Consider the following 17,518-nt stretch of genomic DNA (forward strand, 5'->3'; position numbering starts at 1 on the left):
AAGTCAAAGTTCAAAGGCTGGCCAGTTGAGCGCGCGGTGCCTTCACCGCTCGCGGGACACGCCGTAAACCCGGCCATGGGGGGCTCGATGGCGGCATCCATGCCGCCGTCGGTCCCGCAATCGGCGAGGCCACCGCGCCAGCGAGTTGGCTGACAGCCAACGAAAAGCAGTGCACTGCGACGAACAAATGCTGCATGGGTCGATTTGGCTGCTGAGGATCTATTGGCCACGACGTCCGATAGGCGCGGCGACAGACATCGACGGACTTAACGCACAGTCTCGTTGATTGATCGCGCGATGCGCTGCTTGCGCCAGCATACCGACCAACTCGAATGGTCCTTGTTCGCCCACCGGCGCGGGACCGTACGTGGCATGGATGCCGCGTAAGAGCCTGCATGGATGGATTCACGACGTGTCCCGCGCCGGCGGGCGGGCGAGGGCCCTGCAGCAAAACCTCAGGTCAGCTGCTCCGCACCCAATCTATCGCAGTGCCTAATCGCGCCAAGAGACGCTTTTATCAGCCGCTCCTCGCCCCCCAGTTGCCTTCGCGAAGAACAACGCAACAGGGCGCGATTCGCATCGCGCCCTGTTGCGTTTCTACTTCTTGACCAACCAATCACTAATCGCAATCATCCAGTCAACAACACCGAAACCCACTCTTGCCGCCATAGCGCGCGTCCTGGCGTTCGCGGAAGAAGGCGGGGTAGTCCATCACCGGTTTGTCGGGATGTTTTTCCACCATATGCCGGACGTAGTTGTCGTAATCGGGAATGCCGCAGCACAGCCGTGCGGTCTGGATCAGGCGCCGCCAGATGCGGCGGTGCACCTGATATTGACTGGCCAGGACGAGTTGCGTACCCATTACAGGTCTGCCATCTGGTGTGGCTGCAACGCCACGTACGGGGTTTCGCGGTCGGTCCGCTGCGGGTTGCGGCGTGCCACCATGATCGTCTTGATCGAATAGATCAGGATCGACGCCACCACGAACAGAAACAGCACCGTCAGCCCGGTGTTGACGTAGGCGTTGGTGACGATCTGCTGCATCTGCGGCACCGTCTTGGCAGGTGCAGTGATGGTGTTGCTGGCGATCGCCGCCTGGAACTTGTGCGCCTGCGCCAGGAAACCCTGCGCCGGATTGCTGTCGAAGATCTTGATCAGCCCCGCGTAGGTGGTGCACAGCAACAGCCACAGCGCCGGCACGATGGTCACCCAGGCGTAGCGGTCACGCTTCAACTTGAACAACACCACCGTGCCCAGCATTAGCGCGATGCCGGCCAGCATCTGGTTGGAGATGCCGAACAACGGCCACAAGGTCTGGATGCCGCCGAACGGATCGATCACGCCGGTGTAGAGCAGATAGCCCCACAGCGCCACGCAACCGGCGGTAGCGATGATATTGGCCGTCCACGATTCGGTCTTTTTCAATGCCGGGATGAAGTTGCCCAGCAGGTCCTGCAGCATGAAGCGGCCGGCGCGCGTGCCGGCGTCCACCGCGGTCAGGATGAACAGTGCTTCGAACAGGATGGCGAAGTGATACCAGAATGCCATGGTGTCTTCGCCCGGCAGCAACTGGTGCAGGATCTGCGCGATGCCTACAGCCAGCGTGGGTGCGCCGCCGGCACGTGCCAGGATGCTGTGTTCGCCGATATCGCGTGCAGTGGCTTCAAGAACCTGCGGTGTGATCGAAAAGCCCCACTCGCTGATCTTGGCAGCGACTGCGACAGTGTCGGTGCCGACCAGCGAGGCGGGGCTGTTCATCGCGAAGTAGATGCCCGGCTCAATGATCGACGCGGCCACCAGTGCCATCACCGCCACGAACGATTCCATCAACATGCCGCCGTAGCCGATGTAGCGCATGTGGCCTTCATTGGCGAGCAGCTTGGGCGTGGTGCCGGAAGCGATCAGCGCGTGGAAGCCGGAGACCGCGCCGCAGGCAATGGTGATGAACAGGAACGGGAAGATGCCGCCCTTCCACACCGGGCCATCGCCGGTGGAGGCGAATTGCGTGAGCGCCGGCATTTTCAGATCCGGCATCACGACCAGGATGCCGATCGCCAGCGCAAGGATGGTGCCGATCTTGAGGAAGGTAGACAGGTAATCGCGCGGTGCCAGCAACAGCCACACCGGCAGCACCGAGGCAACGAAGCCGTAGCCGATCAACATCCAGGTGATCTGCTTGGCGGTGAAGGTGAAGGCCGGGCCCCAGGTCGGGTCCGCCGCCACCTTGCCGCCCAGCCAGATCGCGGCCAGCAGCAGGATCAACCCCACCACCGAGATTTCGCCGATCTTGCCGACGCGGATGTAGCGCATGTAGACGCCCATCATCAGCGCGATCGGCATCGTGGCGATGACGGTGAACATGCCCCACGGGCTTTCCGCCAGCGCCTTGACCACCACCATCGCCAGCACCGCCAGGATGATGATCATGATCAGGAACGCGCCGAACAAGGCGATGGTGCCGGGCACCTGGCCCATTTCCTCGCGCACCAGATCGCCCAGCGAGCGGCCGTTGCGGCGGCTGGACAGGAACAGCACCACGAAGTCCTGCACCGCACCGGCGAACACCACGCCCACCACCAGCCACAACAGCCCGGGCAGGTAGCCCATTTGCGCGGCGAGCACAGGGCCGACCAAGGGCCCGGCACCGGCGATGGCAGCGAAGTGGTGGCCGAACAGCACGTGCTTGTTGGTGGGCACGTAATCCAGGCCGTCGTTGTTGGCGACCGCCGGGGTGGCACGGGTGATGTCCAGTTGCATCACCTTGTCGGCAATGAACAGGCTGTAGAACCGGTAGGCGATCAAATAGATCGACACCGCCGCCACCACGATCCACAACGCGTTGATGTGCTCACCACGCCGCAGCGCGACGGTGCCCAGGCAGAACGCGGCCAGTAGCGCCAGCGCGCCCCAGGCCAGCTTCGAGAACCCTTTCATGCATGCCCCTCAGGAACGATTCGCCCAAGGGTCCACCCACGCCCGGCTGCGGTCAATGCCAGCCGGGCGCGAGGGGGTAAAACTTTGGTCGTAGGGTGCTACGGTCACAGATAGGTTAGGAGCGCTGCCGCGCTGGCGGCGTTTGGAACGATCGGTTGCAATGGTTGCGGTTGGGCGGCGGCCCGCACGCACCCATCATTGGCGCTTCGCCACAGGGCACAGGGACAAGCGATGAGCACCACGACCACCACAGCAGCGCACGTACTGCGCACCATTCGCGGCATGCCGACCTCCGACGGGGCCGGGGTCAAACTGACCCGCGTCATCGGCACCCAGCAGCTGCCGGAGCTGGACCCGTTCCTGATGCTGGACGAATTCGGCACCGACAAGGCCGAAGACTATCTGGCCGGTTTCCCCAGCCACCCGCATCGCGGTTTCGAGACCGTGACCTACATGCTCGACGGGCGCATGCGCCACAAGGACAACCACGGCAACGAAGGCCTGCTGACGCCGGGCAGCGTGCAGTGGATGACCGCCGGGCGCGGGCTGATCCATTCGGAAATGCCGGAGCAGGAATCCGGGCGCATGCGCGGCTTTCAGTTGTGGGTGAACCTGCCGGCGCGCGACAAGATGACCGATCCCAAGTACCAGGAGTACGCACCCGACCACATTCCGGTGGCGCATCCGGCGCTCGGCGTGACGGTCAAGGTGATTGCCGGTGCGGTGGGCGAGGTGGTCGGGCCGATCGTGCAACCTGCAACGAGCCCGGTGTACCTGGATATCGCGTTGGAACCGAACGTGGAATGGGAGTATCGGCTGCCCAGCGGACATAACGCGTTCGCGTATGCCTTCGAGGGCGCGCTGACGGTGGGCGAGAGCGACACCGCGCGCGTGTTGCCGGCGCAGCAGCTGGCCGTGCTGGGTGGCGGACAGCGCCTGCGCCTGCAAGCCGGTGCCGACGGTGCGCAGCTGATCCTGGTCGCGGGCCGCCCGCTCAACGAGCCGGTGATGCGGCATGGCCCGTTCGTGATGAACACCAAGCAGGAGCTGATGCAGGCGTTCGTCGATTTCCAGGAAGGCCGGTTTTGAACCGGCCCGCGTACGACAACAGGAGCGGGCAATGAGTGACCGGCCCGTCAGCGTGCGCACCGGCACGGTGCCGTACACGGTCAGCATCCACGACGGGCTGCACACCTGGAGCGGCGATACGCAGCCGGCCAATGGTGGCAGCGACGCCGGGCCGGATCCCGAATCGCAGGTGTTGGGCGCACTGGGTGCGTGCACCGCCATCACGGTGTCGATGGTGGCTGCGCGCAAGCACTGGCCGCTGACGGCGGTGCACGTGCATCTGCATTACACGCAGCGCGGCGCTGCCGGCACGGCGATCGCCCGCGCGGTGGTGCTTGACGGTGCGCTCGACGACGAGCAACGCGCACGGTTGATGGAGGTGGCCGACAAATGCCCGATCCATCGCCTGTTGACCGGCGAGGTACGCATCCACAGCCAGTTGCAGGCGGCTGGCGGCAGTGGCGACACGGCGATTCAAGGCGACTGACAGACGTTTGCCAGTGGTCTTTGAGTTGGGCCGATGGCGAAACCGGAATCGGAACGGGCGATCTTTCCGTGCCGGTTCCGGGCGCGTGCCGACCTGAGCTACTGCTCAAACGTTCGCGCCTGTGCGTGGTCTCGCGGGCCTTGCCGGCGCACGCGGTGGCAACCGGAATCAAAACCGTTGCGCTGCTGGACGCAGCCGGCGAGTTTTGGTGCACGCGCAAGCAGTCTGGTGGTTGCCTCTCGCGTGTCGCATCACACCGGTGAGACGCAGGCATGCGAGCACGCAATGGTGATCCGCGGCGACAAGCTGGCCGCACATACCGTCAGATAGTTCTGCAGTGCGCCGGGCAAACCGGCGCGCTGCTAGGGTGCTACAAGCTAAAGTCAGCAGTGCTGTAACGCGTGCTGCGTTAGCGCTGCAGTGCCAGACTGGCTGGTTGCAGATCCATGTTCTGCACCATCGACTGCATCGAAGCGAGTTCTTCGGCGCTGGCGCCATCGATCCACAATTGCGCGTAGCGCTTCTTGCCCAGCTCGACAACGGTGACGCGGCGCGATTCCATGCCAGGCACCTTGCTGCCGCCGAGATCGAGCTTGTACCAGTAGAACTCTTCCTGCTGGATCTGGCCCTTTTCAGCGCGGCGGTCGCGTGCCAACGCGATGTCTGGGTCGCGGGTTGTGAGCATCACCCCGACCACCTGCCGGCCATCGGCAGTCATGGCCTTGCAGACCAGGTAATCGGCACCGGCGAGCTCGTTCCACTGCAAGCCGGAGGCCGGCGGCAACGGCGGGCAGACCGGCGAGCTCTGAGCGTGGGCGGTGGCAGCGGCCAGCAGCAAGCTAAGGCCGACAAGGCAGAATGCAGACTTCATACACGATTCCCCGGCATTGGATGACGATGCGGGCGCGCCAATCTCGTGCCGTTGCAGTGCCCCGAGCTCCCCGCTCAAGAGCATGCAGTCCACGTAACGCGCTCCGTCTACGCAGCCATCACTACCACAGTTTTGCGAATCGGTTCAAGTGATGTCGCAAACCTGCGTGGCATCGCATGTGCAGCGTGGCACTTCCATTGCGAGACCTGGTGACGGTGCATGTCAGCCAGTGCGCATCGCGCACGGTTTCAAGGGTAATCAACCGGTTTCGGGGCAGGCGTTTCGGGTAACGGAATGAATTCCTTGTCGTCACCGGGAATGCTGCCGAAGCGGCCTGCCTGCCAGTCGTCCTTGGCCTGCTCGATGCGTTCCTTGGAACTGGACACGAAGTTCCACCATAGATGACGCGGCCCATCCAGCGGCTCGCCGCCAAGCAGCATCGCCTTGAGCGGGGTCTTGGCGCGCAGGCGGCCGCGGGCGCCGGGCGAGGGCACGATCAGGTGGCGAGCTGGCACGTCGGCACCGTCCAGCTGCGCTTGGCCTTCCAGGATGTACAGGGCGCGCTCGGCGTGCCCGGTGTCCAGATCCAGTTCGGCGTCGGGCGCCAGATCCAGCGCCACATTCAGCGTGCCGCTGAACACCTGTACCGGCGATTCCTCGCCATATGCGCGGCCGGCGATCACGCGCAGCCACACGCCGTCGCGGCGCTGCTGCGGCAGGCTTGCCGCCGCGTGGTGATGGAACGCGGGCGCGGTTTCTTCGGCCGAGCGGGGCAAGGCGATCCAGGTCTGCATACCGTGCAAGGCGTGTTCGCGCGCGCGCTCCGGGCCAGGCGTGCGTTCGGAATGGGCGATGCCGCGGCCGGCGGTCATCCAGTTGACGTCGCCGGGGCGGATCACCTGATCCGAGCCCAGCGTGTCGCGGTGGCCGATTTCGCCGGCCCACAGGAACGTGACCGTGGCCAGGCCGATGTGCGGATGCGGGCGTACATCGATGCCGTGATCGGGCTCCAGCACGGCTGGGCCCATGTGGTCGACGAACACGAACGGGCCGACGCTGCGCGCCTGCAGGGTGGGCACTGCGCGACGCACTTCCAGCCCGCCGATGTCATGCACGCGTGGAGCGATCAGGGTGGTCATGTGCGGTCTGGTGGTTGCCGGCACGGAAGCTCAGCTTCGCATGCTTGGCGTCCGCGTTGCCGTCTAGCTTCACACCGCGGCAGAGTGGGCATACGGGTCGCCGACGCATCCTGGTCGCTGCAAAGGCCTGGCGCCGCCCAATTGCCGGTATGGGCGACGCCATCGCGAAGATCCGGTCAGCGCGCCTGGAGATGGAGCCGGCCCGAGCCATCGATTCCGAAAATGAGCCTGTGCTGATCAACGGTGGGCTGGAATGAAACAGAAGAGTCGGTGACCTTGATTGGTTGATTGCAAGGAACCGACGAGGCAATGGCCTGATAATGCAGCGCAGTGTTGAGGATCGGCCCCGCCACGCTTCTGCCGGGGTATACCGGATAACAGCTCGATTGGGCTCCGTCGGGGAGGAAACTCAAAGAACGTATCGGCGAAGCGACGCTCAGGATCTGGCTCGGGACGCCATGTTGTACGACGGCTTGCGCGCTCGCAAGAAAAGGGGCAGTTAACAGTGCCACGACGTACAGCGACCTGATTTTTTTTCCGGACATAGACTGCATGATGGTATCTCCTTCAATTGGGTGAGTGGAGGTGGAGCCGAATGCATCCAGCATAAAAACGCCACGCAGGGGAATCCTGTTGCCACCAGTGAAATGCGGCTGCCGAAAACGACGGCAACCGCAAGAATTCAATGACGAAAAGAATCCAATCTGCGTCACGGAGGCCGCCAGCCGCATGCGATGGCAGCACCATCCTGCTCGGCTTGGAGTATGGATGACATCGTTGGCATGTCTATCTTGTAAGGCGCAAGTTCGGCGCGACGTTTCGTTTTTTGCAACAACTTTGTGCTCGCACCCGAAGAACGACTGCGGCTCTTCGCGCTTTGCAAGACCAGCCAGCCACCGCGCGCATGTTGCTACGACGGACAGCCCCGTTTCGGGGGGAATCCACTTTTGTCGCCGCACCCGCGAACAATGTCGATGATCGCTGGTGCGTCCGCATGCCGGGACGTACCGGACAGACGACTTGCCCATGTGTTGTTGTCATGGACATCGCAGTCAGCTGCCTTGTCGATGCAACCGGGCCGCTGGCCGCAATGGCAGGTTCAGAACAGCAATCGGGTGTCCGCGGCCAGGGCCGCACCTCGCCGCGGCGCGAAGCCAGCCGGTCGGCCAGGCGCGTGGGCTCGGGCAGGCGATAAGCGCGCAACGTGCGCAGGGTCCAGTCGAGCGCGCCTTGCATCGACACGCGATGGCCGGGCGAGACAATCAAGGGATTGCAGCGCGGTTTGCTGCGCAGCGCCCAGCCGATCTGCGCGCCACCCAGCAGGATCGGCGTGTGGTCGCCACGTTCCGGGCCGGGCTCGGTGAAGCTACCGGCCAAGCGTTGCTTGGCGATGCCGATGCACGGCAGGCCGGTCACCACGCCGAAGTGCGCTGCGATGCCTAGCTTGCGCGGATGCGCAATGCCTTGGCCATCGATGAACACCAGATCCGGCGTACGCGACAGCAGCGCCAGGGCCTGCAGCAACGCGGGCAATTCGCGAAAACTGAGCAGGCCGGGGACATAGGGCATCGAGGTCGGCACGCGCGCGACGTGCGTTTCCAGCGGGAGCAGCGTCTGCGCATCCAGCAACACGGCAGCCGCGCGGGTGGTCTGGCCATCGTCTTCGAAACCGACATCGAACCCTGCAAGCAACTGCGGCGTTGCGCTCACCGCGTCATCGAGCACCACGCGCCGTGCCAGTTGCCGTTGCAACTGTCGCGCCTGAATCACGCTGCCGTCCCAACCGGCGAAGACGGGATCGTTGGTCTGCATTGCCAAAGCATCGCGCGCTGCCTGTGGCGATCTCGTGCACGCCTGCGATGGACGCGCTGCCGCTACAATCGCAGGCTGATCGGCCCCAATCGGAGAACCGTAGTGACCCGCAAACTCGTACTGCTGCGCCATGGCCAGAGCCAATGGAATCTGGACAACCGTTTCACCGGCTGGGTGGATGTGGAACTCACCGACCAGGGCCGCCAGGAAGCTGTGGCGGCCGGCAAGCTGATGAAGGACGAAGGGCTGCAGTTCGATGTCGCCCACACCTCGGTGCTCAAGCGCGCCATCCACACGCTGCAGGGCGCATTGAAGGAACTGGACCAGGACTGGTTGCCGGTGTCCAAGAGCTGGCGCCTCAACGAGCGCCACTACGGTGGCCTGCAAGGCCTGGACAAGGCCGAAACCGCGGCCAAGCACGGCGAGGAGCAGGTCAAGATCTGGCGCCGTTCGTACGACATCCCGCCGCCGGCGATGGACGTCAACGACCCGGGCCACCCGTGCCACGACCGTCGCTACGCCACCCTCGACCGCAACGCGCTGCCGGGGACCGAGTCGTTGGCAACCACGCTGGTGCGCGTGTTGCCGTATTGGCACGACGCGATTGCGCCGCAGTTGAAGGCCGGGCAGACCGTGCTGGTGACCGCGCACGGTAATTCGCTGCGCGCGCTGTACAAGTACCTCAACGATGTCTCCAACGAGCAGATCCTCGAGCTAAACATCCCCACCGGCATCCCGCTGTTGTTCGAACTGGACGACAACCTGCAGGTGCGCAGCTTCCGTTACCTGGGCGACCCGGAAGCGGCCAAGCGCGCGGCCGAAGCGGTGGCCAACCAGGGCAAGGCGAAGTAATCGCCGCTGGCGGTTAAGGCGCTGCGTGCATCACGCGCAGCGCGTGTCTGTTGCGTGGGCATGCGGCTGCAAGATGTTGCGTGCTGTATTGAATGGAACGCGGTGCGTAGGCCTGAAGCGCATAAGCACCGCGCTGATGTGCAGGCGAGACATGATGTCCGGCAAACGTAAAACGCGGCAAATGACGGCTGTTTACTGTCGCGCCTATCTGGTGACGTTGGGCATGCTGGTGGCAGCAGGCAGTGGCTTCGTCGCTCTGGCCGCTGGCGACATCTCAGGCGCCGGGCTGGCGCTGGCATTGCTGATCTGCGTGCTGGGCGTGCTGTTGCTGGGGTTCGGCTGTTTCGGGCCGGTGCGACAAATGGAAGCGTTGGCCGATGCGACATCCGGGCACGAGGCAGCCCTGGTGCTGATGGTGTTGGCCTATCCGATATACCTGTTGATGGCGCCGTTTTACGCACGGCGGTGACTGCATGCGATGGCGCGCGCTGCGCTGGGGTGCAGGTGTTGGTTGAAGCAGCGTGTTGCCGCGTCGGTGAGACGCGCACGCAGCGTGTGGTTGCAATGAGGTTCGCTAAGGCGCGGCAGCGGAGGTAGGGCGCTGCGGTGCCGCTGCAGCGATGTGGTTTAGCCGGTTGCACAGTGACTGATGAAGAGGCAAGCGCCGTTCGATGCGCTGTTCTTCGTCGGCGGTTCCTGACCGGCTGTGGACTTTTTTCGACCGTGCATGCGCGGTCATGCCTTGGAAAATTCAATGAAGTTGAGCAAGTTCGCCCCGCTGTCGCTCGCGGTGGCTATTGTGGCTGCGCTGTCTGCGTGCGGCGCCTCCGACGATATTGCCAAGGTGGCGCCCACCGCAGCGCAGGCGGTAGCGACCAAGGTCGATGTGTCCAAGCTTGATGCCCCGATCGTGGCGTTTGGCAGTGGCGATCTGGATCCGTCCATCGCGGCGTGCCAGGACCTCAATGGGTTCGTCAACGCCAAATGGCTCAAGGCTAATCCGGTGCCATCCGATCGCACCAGCTGGGGCAGCTTCGAGGTGCTGGCCGAGCGTTCGTTGACCATCCAGCACGCGTTGGTGGAACAACTGGCACGCGGTAGTCTGTCGGCCGGGTCGGTGGATGCCAAGATCGCCGACCTGTGGCGCACTGGCTCGGATGAAGCGGCGATCGACAAAGCCGGTATCACGCCGCTGCAGCCGCAGTTGACGACCATCGATGCGCTGACCGATGCGCCGGCCATCGCGGCCTGGTTGCGCAACAGCTATGCGCAAGGTCAGGGATTCGTGTTCTCGTTCGGCGCCAATGCCGATTACAAACATTCCGAGCAGATGATCGCCTATGCAGGGCAGGGTGGTCTGGGCTTGCCCGAAAAGGGCTATTACACCGACCCGGCGCAGGCAAAGATCCGCGCGCAGTACGTGGCCTATATCGCACGGATGCTGGAGCTGTCGGGCATCCCGGCCGCACAAGCGGCCACCCAGGCCAAGGCGGTGATGGCGTTCGAAACGCGTTTGGCCAATGCGTCGTTGTCGCGGATCGAACTGCGCGACCCGGCCAAGCGCTACAACCCGGTCGATGTGGCCGGCGCCAATGCAATCACGCCGCACTTCGACTGGAAGGCGTTCTTCGCCGCGCTCAAGGTGCCGGCCGGCACGTTCTCGTTGAGCCAGCCGGGCTATTTCGCCGAGCTCGATGCGATGTTGGCTGATACACCGGTCGACACCTGGAAGGCGTATCTGCGTTTCCATAGCATCGACGAAGCGGCGCCGTATCTGGCCAAGCCGTTCGAACAGGCCAACTTCGATTTCTACGCAAAGACGCTGCGCGGCCAGCAGGACATGCTGCCGCGCTGGAAGCGCACGTTGAATGCGGTCAACGAGGCGATGGGCGAGGCACTGGGCCAGCTCTATGTGCAATCTGCATTCCCGGCCGAATCGAAGGAGCAGATGCAGCAATTGGTGCAGAACCTGTCGGCAGCGCTCAAGGCGCGGCTGGAAAAACTCGACTGGATGAGCGCAGAAACCAAACAGCGCGCCCTGGAAAAGTGGGCCAGCTTCACGCCGAAGATCGGTTACCCGGACCAGTGGCGCGATTGGTCGGGCCTGGAAACGCGTGGCGACGGATTCTTGGCCAACATGCAGGCTGCGCAGGCATTCAACTACCGCTACATGCTGGACAAGATCGGCAAGCCGGTCGACAAGCGCGAATGGCACATGACGCCGCAGACGGTGAATGCGTACTACAACGCCACCCGCAACGAGATCGTGTTCCCGGCGGCGATCCTGCAGCCGCCGTTCTTCGACCCCAAGGCCGATCCGGCGTTGAATTACGGCGGCATCGGTGCGGTGATCGGGCATGAAATGATGCACGGCTATGACGATTCCGGCAGCCAGTTCGATGCCAAAGGCAACTTCGACACGTGGTGGACCGCTGCGGACCGCAAGCTGTTCACCGAGCGCACCGATCAGCTGGTGGCGCAGTTCGACGGCTATGAAGCGATCAAAGGCGTGCACGTCAAAGGCAAGCTGACCTTGGGCGAAAACATCGGCGACCTGGGCGGCCTGACCGTTGCTTACGATGCCTTGCAGATGGCATTGCAGAAGCAGCCTGCTGCCAACAAGGAGATCGACGGCTATTCGCAGGACCAGCGCTTCTTCATAAACTGGGCGACGGTGTGGCGCCGCAACTTTACCGATGGCGAATTGCGCGTGCGCTTGAATACCGACCCGCATGCGCCGGCGAATTTCCGGGCCAACGGTGCACCGTCGAACATGCCGGCGTTTGCGCAGGCATTCCAGTGCAAGCCCGGCGATGCGATGGTACGCGGCGACAAGGAGCGCGTGGCCATCTGGTAAGTCGATAGCATAACTGGTATGCCTATATTTAATTATTTGACGACTTTCTTCGTTAAGGACGACATGTTTGACTTGATTAAAATTTTTCTGTTAATTTAATAGGGCCTGAATCACAGGCATACAAGGATGGCCGTATAAAAAAGTTACTTGCTCTTGCCGTAGCTGGATTTGCAATGGTTGGCTCGTGGGGCGCTATCGCCCAGACTCTTCCCAACGGCCCTGTCGCAAGTCCGCCTGGATGGAGTTGCGCTGCTAAAGGAGGAACTGTTTACTGCGTGAGGAAAGGTCCCAACTGAGTAACAAGTGTGCAGGGTGTCCCTGCACACTTCTTCTTGCAGGCTAGGGTGATGGTTAAATGACACGCTTAAAAATAATTCTCTTGTTGATTTTCTTTAATTTATGTGGATGCGCAACATCTACAGTGCGGAAAATTGAGAAGGGTATGATTCTCCCTGATGGTGTTGAGCAGGTTAAGTTGAGCTCTAATCAGAAGTTTTTAATGGCTACCCCTGTCGTTAATTCGATGCCGCCATTTCCAGTTGAGGCAACTGGCTTGGTCGACATTCTTATATGCATTGAATTTGTGGTTATGGAAGATGGCTCCGTCAGTTCTGTACGACAAATTGATGCCTCGCCTGGATGCGAGCGAGTCAATAGCGAGAGTAGTAAAATATTCGCTCCAGAAGTATTAGGTGCTGTTACCCATTGGTCTTTTCTGGGTGCGGCAATCTGTAGCTACAAAGTAAATGAAGCGGAGTGTGATGGTCAAGGTGTGGAAATAACCCCGATACCAATCAAGCTTGCTTACAAATTTAATTTTCTACAGTCGAACGGTGTTCGGAATGTATCTGCAGGCAAAGTCGAATAATTCTTATTCGGCTAGAAGAGTTTATTATTTTGAAAATTTCCTCAAATTGGAAGAAGGTTCCGTTAGTATTTTTTTTGATACTCTTAATAGGAGTGTCGACTATATCTTTAAAAGATCTATTTTACCCTGATTCGGTAGTAGTCACCGAAACCACATCTCATCCGCATGTAGGGCGGATTCTCGTTTCGATCTCGGCGATGGGGCGTATCAGTGCTAAATCTACTGTGGCAGTCGGGACACAGGTTTCTGGTGAAATATCAGAGGTAAGTGCAGACTTCAATCAATCAGTTTCAAAGGGTGAGATCATAGCAAAGATTAATCCAGCGCGCTATCAGGCACAGCTGCAATCAGCCGTTGCTTCGCTTTCTGGCGCGCAGTCATCTTTGGAGCGAAGTAGTGAGCGTGCGTCGCAATCGCTACGAGATTTACAGAGAGCGCGTAAACTTGCAGATCAACAGTTAGTAGCTAAAGCCGACTTGGAGAAAGAGCAGGAAACACAGCGTATTGCCGAATTAGACATGCGTGCAGCCCAGTCATCGGTCCAGTCACTCCAAGCTGCAGTGCAAAGCGCGCGATATGATTTGGATCAGACTATTATTCGTTCTCCTGTTCATGGGGTCGTTCTGGAGCGCTTGGTCGAGTCTGGACAGACAGTAGCATCGTCTTTCGAAACTCCCACCCTATTTCGTATCGCCGAAGATCTTTCTAAACTAAAGATCGAGTTGGCAGTTGATGAGGCTGATATAGGAAAAATTATTGAGGGAAATCCCGTGTATTTTTCAGTTGACGCGTATCCGAATCGCAAGTTTGAAGGGGTAGTGGTGCAAAGGCGCATTGCGCCAAATATTCAGGGGAATAATGCAAATTTTCCAGTTGTTGTTGAAGTTACTAATCCGGAAGGTTTTTTAATTCCTGGAATGTTAGCAGACGCTACAATCAGCGTGGCGGAACGAATCAATGTCCTAAAGATACCGAGCGAATATCTGGTTCCAAGCGCCGGTGGCAATGAGATCCCCACATTTGGTGCGATCCAAGACGCGATCAAGGAGAACTTTAGTACGGTCGGGCTAACTAAGAGGCAGCAAAAGTCGCTTGAGACTGAGCTGGTAATGAAGTTGCCTGAGCAAGGAATAAAATCACGTGTTCCTAGTGAATTGGTGAATTTTTTTGGTGCAGCGGCTGCGTCGCGTATTGTTGTGATAGATGATGAAAGTGGTGATCCAGTAGCTGCAATAAGGAGAGACAGAAAGCAGCGGTTGGGTGAGAAATTTTTTGCTTTTCGATCAACTTTAAATTCTTCTCAGCAACTTGTATGGGATCAGCTCTTGAGTGATCTAGTCGAGAGTCGGTATGCCAGCGTCTTAGTGAAAAATGGTGATAAGGTCATCAAACGTTCAATACTTATTGGGATGAATGATGATGTGTCAACGCAAGTCTTTTCCGGTCTGGCCACGCAGGATCTTATTGTCCTGCAAATTAATAATTTTCAATGAACCTTGATACGCCAGCAATTAAGTTATCTGGTGTTAGTAAGGCTTATCGAGGGGCCATGAAGCCTATCGGCGCCTTAGATAACGTCGATTTAACTGTGTCGCAAGGGGAGCATATTGCAATAATGGGACCTTCAGGCTCCGGGAAGTCCACATTACTTTCTCTGATCGGTTGTTTGGATCGTCCAGATAGTGGTTCTTATCATTGTCTTGGTTTCAATGTCCTGGAATTATCTTCTGCTAACCTGGCTGCGTTCCGTAATTCCAATATTGGTTTTGTTTTTCAAAATCTGAGTCTTTTGCCAAGATTATCGGTTTTGGAGAATGTGGCGCTGCCCTTTGAGTATTCTGATTTGTCTTATAAAGACGCTATTTCACGTTCGTGCACAGCGCTGGAAAAGGTAGGGATGCTGAATCGCGCTCAATCTTTTCCTCGGCAATTATCAGGTGGGCAGCAGCAGCGTGTCGCGGTTGCACGCGCGATGGTGAACAAGCCAAGCCTTATCCTTGCCGATGAGCCGACGGGTGCATTGGACGAAGAGTCCGCAAGCGAGATAATCTTGCTTTTGAACGGATTGAAGGCATACGCTCGAACGATCGTTGTTGTAACTCACGATATAGGGGTTGCCAAACATGCCGACCGTATCATTTATCTCCGCAATGGGCGAATAAAGGTATGAGTCGATTACAAAGAACTTTAAAAAACGCGACAAGAAGTATTGCAGTCCATCCACTTCGATCACTTCTGACATCACTCGGGATCGTCGCTGGTGTCGCAGCTGTAGTGATTGTCACTTCCATAGCTGAAGGGACGCGAAGAGAGATTCAAGCTAGTATCGAATCTCTAGGGGCAGATCGCATTGACGTAATTTCAGGAACCATGAATGGCGTGAAGAATGCAGCTTTGCCTTTCGGAGGGCTTTATATGCTTAAGGACAAAGACGTAGAAGATATTAATCGAATCGCCGGTGTTCGGATGGCTAGCGGAATGCTTCGCGGGAGCGCAGACGCGAGTTTTGGAATCTCTAAGTCGACGCTGGCTTGGATTGGCGGCGGCCCCGGTATAGTGGACATATTGGGATACGAGATTCAGCAAGGTAGGAACTTCACTGAGGCGGAAAGTAGTAGCGCAAGACGGATCGTACTTCTCGGTGAGGCAACGAGTGCAAAGCTCTTTGGTAAGACTAAGCCGATTGGATTACGTGTCCGGATCAATGGATCTGCTTTCATTGTGATTGGCACCATGAAGCGACGAGGGATTTCGGTGGCAGGGCAAGATTTAGATGAAATTGCAATTGTGCCGATCAGATCTGCGAGAAGAAATTTGATGGGAGATTTTCCGCTGCCGCCAAATGCTTTGCAGCAAATCAGTCTTCGCTTCAATAATGGAGTTCAAGAAAATATCTTGAGCGAGCGAATCGCGCAACGTTTGCGTAAGACTCACAAGTTAGCAGTGAGTGAAATTCTAGATTTCCGTATCACGGGTGTCGCTGAGTCGGTAAAGGTAAGTGGAATGGCTAATCGAGCAATGTCGCTGCTCCTAATTTCTGTAGCGGCAATTTGTCTTTTCGTAGGGGGCATTGGTGTCATGAACATCATGCTAGTTTCGATCTCTGAGCGCATCGGGGAAATTGGTTTGCGAATGTCTTTGGGTGCGTCTCCAAATAATATTTGCCAACATTTCCTTGCGGAGTCAGTACTGTTGTCCTCTATCGGTGGTGGCTTAGGAGCTTTATTCGGTATTATTGGCTCGCATCTCATAACGAGGCAGCAGGGATTGGCGACGCAAATCAATTTGCTTGTACTTATTATAGCGATCGTCGTGACAATTGCGACCGGAGTTGTATTTGGGATGTGGCCAGCACTTCAGGCTGCTCGGATGCTACCAGCCGAAGCCCTTCGACGTCTTTGACATTCAGTTAACAACGAATTCTAGAAGGTTGATACTTGTACCTGATTAGCCCATCGCTCAGCCGGCAGTTGCAGGATTTGCGACGAGTCGGTTGGACAACGGTCCCACGTGAAGGCAACGGAGGTGGGGCATGGGCATCAACAGTGTGCAGTTTCGCTAGGCTTTTCGCTGAGCGCGAGTTAGTTGATCGCTATGGAACCGAAGCCAAGTGTTACCGGGCGTTGTATCGGTGGCGATGGCCGAAGGGATTTCGCTGCCCGCAGTGCGACGGCCGCGCGCGTTCGCGCTTTCGACGCGATGATCAGGTGTACTACCAGTGCCGGGCGTGCCGGCATCAGACCATCTTGCGTGCTGGCACGCTTTTCCAGTCCAGCAAGTTGCACTTGCGCCTGTGGATGCAGGCGATCTACCTGCTGAACTCCAGCAAGACCAACCTGGCGGCGCTGGAGTTGAAGCGGCATCTTGGAGTGAACTACAAGGCGGCCTGGCGGATGAAGCACAAGATCATGCAGGCGATGGTCGAGCGCGAAGAACCGCGAAAACTCAAGGTTTTGTGCAAATCGACGACGCTTACCTGGGCGGCGAACGGACGGGGGGTAAGCGCGGGCGAGGCTCGGAGAACAAGCAGCCATTCGTGATCGCAGTGCAAGTGGACCGGTAATCCCCCCGCTTTTAGCGGTCGCCAAAAGTGGAGCTATGCGGTCATCGCCAATTTCATCGCTGGGGTGATGCCGCCCAGCGCCATGTTGGGGCGCTCGTGGTTGTACGTCCATAGCCAGCGTGTGGCCTCGTCCTGAACCTGCTCGATGGTGTCGAACAACGTTGTGGCCAGCCAGGCATAGCGGACGGTACGGTTGTAGCGCTCGACGTAAGCATTCTGCTGTGGTTTGCCCGGCTGGATGTGGTCGATCCGAATGCCGCGCTGCTGTGCCCAGGCTAGCAGCGCGCCACTGATGTACTCCGGGCCGTTGTCACAGCGAATCACGCGCGGCTTGCCGCGCCACTCGATGATCTGATCCAACGAGCGGATCACCCGGGCCGATGGCAACGACAGGTCGACCTCGATCCCCAGACCCTCGCGATTGAAGTCGTCGAGCACGTTAAACAACCGGAAGCTGCGACCATCGGCCAACTGGTCGTGCATGAAGTCCATCGACCAGAACTGGTTGATCGTCTCCGGCACCGCCAACGGCTCTGGCCGCTCGCGCACCAGCCGCCTGCAGGACGG

The 17,518-nt window shown here is 59.1% G+C and carries 15 protein-coding genes and 2 pseudogenes; 10 read left to right on the plus strand and 7 right to left on the minus strand.

Annotated elements, in window-relative coordinates:
* Window positions 1-637: 637 nt before the first annotated feature.
* Together NX05_RS10300 and NX05_RS10305 are read right to left on the minus strand one after the other, a co-directional pair.
* Window positions 638-862 (minus strand): YbdD/YjiX family protein, encoded by a 225-nt coding sequence (locus NX05_RS10300; RefSeq protein ID WP_010369449.1) that lies wholly within the window; start codon window positions 860-862, stop codon window positions 638-640.
* Window positions 862-2,934, minus strand: coding sequence for a carbon starvation CstA family protein (locus NX05_RS10305; RefSeq protein ID WP_039433318.1), 2,073 nt, complete (start codon window positions 2,932-2,934; stop codon window positions 862-864). Before NX05_RS10305 ends, NX05_RS10300 begins: the two co-directional genes overlap by 1 nt.
* A gap of 231 nt (window positions 2,935-3,165) precedes the next feature.
* Between NX05_RS10305 and NX05_RS10310 the strand changes: the two genes are divergently transcribed.
* Together NX05_RS10310 and NX05_RS10315 are read left to right on the plus strand one after the other, a co-directional pair.
* A complete protein-coding gene (locus NX05_RS10310) occupies window positions 3,166-4,023 on the plus strand; it encodes a pirin family protein (protein ID WP_039433320.1) in 858 nt (285 codons plus the stop codon).
* 31 nt (window positions 4,024-4,054) lie between these two features.
* On the plus strand, window positions 4,055-4,489 hold the full coding sequence (locus NX05_RS10315; protein WP_039433322.1) for an OsmC family protein: 435 nt from the start codon (window positions 4,055-4,057) through the stop codon (window positions 4,487-4,489).
* Between the two features lie 409 nt (window positions 4,490-4,898).
* On the opposite strand, the gene NX05_RS10320 is transcribed toward NX05_RS10315, so the two are convergent.
* The 4 genes and pseudogenes from NX05_RS10320 to nfi form a co-directional block, all read right to left on the minus strand.
* Entirely contained in the window at window positions 4,899-5,360 is a 462-nt protein-coding gene (locus tag NX05_RS10320) for a hypothetical protein (RefSeq protein WP_039433324.1), read from the minus strand.
* Between the two features lie 248 nt (window positions 5,361-5,608).
* Window positions 5,609-6,499 (minus strand): pirin family protein, encoded by an 891-nt coding sequence (locus tag NX05_RS10325; protein ID WP_039433326.1) that lies wholly within the window; start codon window positions 6,497-6,499, stop codon window positions 5,609-5,611.
* 176 nt (window positions 6,500-6,675) lie between these two features.
* Window positions 6,676-7,230: a hypothetical protein gene (locus NX05_RS23735; protein WP_146092215.1), complete on the minus strand. Its 555-nt coding sequence runs from the start codon at window positions 7,228-7,230 to the stop codon at window positions 6,676-6,678.
* A gap of 403 nt (window positions 7,231-7,633) precedes the next feature.
* Window positions 7,634-8,311, minus strand: a pseudogene (gene nfi, locus NX05_RS10330) (deoxyribonuclease V); the annotation flags it as partial.
* 102 nt (window positions 8,312-8,413) lie between these two features.
* Between nfi and gpmA the strand changes: the two are divergent.
* The 8 genes and pseudogenes from gpmA to NX05_RS10365 form a co-directional block, all read left to right on the plus strand.
* Entirely contained in the window at window positions 8,414-9,163 is a 750-nt protein-coding gene (gpmA, locus tag NX05_RS10335) for a 2,3-diphosphoglycerate-dependent phosphoglycerate mutase (protein ID WP_008572455.1), read from the plus strand.
* Between the two features lie 154 nt (window positions 9,164-9,317).
* The gene (locus NX05_RS10340) at window positions 9,318-9,632 is read left to right on the plus strand and encodes a hypothetical protein (RefSeq protein WP_039433336.1); all 315 of its coding nucleotides are present in this window, start codon (window positions 9,318-9,320) and stop codon (window positions 9,630-9,632) included.
* 285 nt (window positions 9,633-9,917) lie between these two features.
* Window positions 9,918-12,020, plus strand: coding sequence for a M13 family metallopeptidase (locus tag NX05_RS10345; protein WP_039433328.1), 2,103 nt, complete (start codon window positions 9,918-9,920; stop codon window positions 12,018-12,020).
* 355 nt (window positions 12,021-12,375) lie between these two features.
* Window positions 12,376-12,888: a hypothetical protein gene (locus NX05_RS23740; protein ID WP_126709080.1), complete on the plus strand. Its 513-nt coding sequence runs from the start codon at window positions 12,376-12,378 to the stop codon at window positions 12,886-12,888.
* A gap of 92 nt (window positions 12,889-12,980) precedes the next feature.
* Window positions 12,981-14,381: an efflux RND transporter periplasmic adaptor subunit gene (locus tag NX05_RS22335; protein WP_261380925.1), complete on the plus strand. Its 1,401-nt coding sequence runs from the start codon at window positions 12,981-12,983 to the stop codon at window positions 14,379-14,381.
* Entirely contained in the window at window positions 14,378-15,058 is a 681-nt protein-coding gene (locus NX05_RS22340; RefSeq protein ID WP_010375500.1) for an ABC transporter ATP-binding protein, read from the plus strand. Before NX05_RS22335 ends, NX05_RS22340 begins: the two co-directional genes overlap by 4 nt.
* Window positions 15,055-16,290, plus strand: a complete 1,236-nt coding sequence (locus NX05_RS10360; RefSeq protein WP_227479790.1) for an ABC transporter permease — start codon at window positions 15,055-15,057, stop codon at window positions 16,288-16,290. The genes NX05_RS22340 and NX05_RS10360 overlap by 4 nt, the downstream gene beginning before the upstream one ends.
* A gap of 130 nt (window positions 16,291-16,420) precedes the next feature.
* Window positions 16,421-16,945 (plus strand): annotated as a pseudogene (locus tag NX05_RS10365) (IS1595 family transposase); the annotation flags it as partial.
* Between the two features lie 39 nt (window positions 16,946-16,984).
* Here the strand turns inward: NX05_RS10365 and NX05_RS10370 are convergent.
* Window positions 16,985-17,518 (minus strand): IS3 family transposase (locus NX05_RS10370; RefSeq protein ID WP_053012851.1); only part of this gene is annotated, 534 nt, incomplete at its 5' end.

The organism is Xanthomonas vasicola (assembly GCF_000772705.2).
In the GTDB taxonomy this organism is placed as follows: Bacteria; Pseudomonadota; Gammaproteobacteria; order Xanthomonadales; family Xanthomonadaceae; genus Xanthomonas; species Xanthomonas vasicola.

Bases quoted from the DNA above. Each gene is read 5' to 3' on its own strand.
- NX05_RS10325 (WP_039433326.1), bottom strand. From the start codon at position 6,499: ATGACCACCCTGATCGCTCCACGCGTGCATGACATCGGCGGGCTGGAA.
- NX05_RS23735 (WP_146092215.1), bottom strand. From the start codon at position 7,230: ATGCGGCTGGCGGCCTCCGTGACGCAGATTGGATTCTTTTCGTCATTG.
- NX05_RS10340 (WP_039433336.1), top strand. From the start codon at position 9,318: ATGTCCGGCAAACGTAAAACGCGGCAAATGACGGCTGTTTACTGTCGC.
- NX05_RS10320 (WP_039433324.1), bottom strand. From the start codon at position 5,360: ATGAAGTCTGCATTCTGCCTTGTCGGCCTTAGCTTGCTGCTGGCCGCT.
- NX05_RS10360 (WP_227479790.1), top strand. From the start codon at position 15,055: ATGAGTCGATTACAAAGAACTTTAAAAAACGCGACAAGAAGTATTGCA.
- NX05_RS23740 (WP_126709080.1), top strand. From the start codon at position 12,376: ATGACACGCTTAAAAATAATTCTCTTGTTGATTTTCTTTAATTTATGT.
- NX05_RS10315 (WP_039433322.1), top strand. From the start codon at position 4,055: ATGAGTGACCGGCCCGTCAGCGTGCGCACCGGCACGGTGCCGTACACG.
- NX05_RS10345 (WP_039433328.1), top strand. From the start codon at position 9,918: ATGAAGTTGAGCAAGTTCGCCCCGCTGTCGCTCGCGGTGGCTATTGTG.
- NX05_RS10300 (WP_010369449.1), bottom strand. From the start codon at position 862: ATGGGTACGCAACTCGTCCTGGCCAGTCAATATCAGGTGCACCGCCGC.
- NX05_RS10305 (WP_039433318.1), bottom strand. From the start codon at position 2,934: ATGAAAGGGTTCTCGAAGCTGGCCTGGGGCGCGCTGGCGCTACTGGCC.
- NX05_RS22340 (WP_010375500.1), top strand. From the start codon at position 14,378: ATGAACCTTGATACGCCAGCAATTAAGTTATCTGGTGTTAGTAAGGCT.
- NX05_RS10310 (WP_039433320.1), top strand. From the start codon at position 3,166: ATGAGCACCACGACCACCACAGCAGCGCACGTACTGCGCACCATTCGC.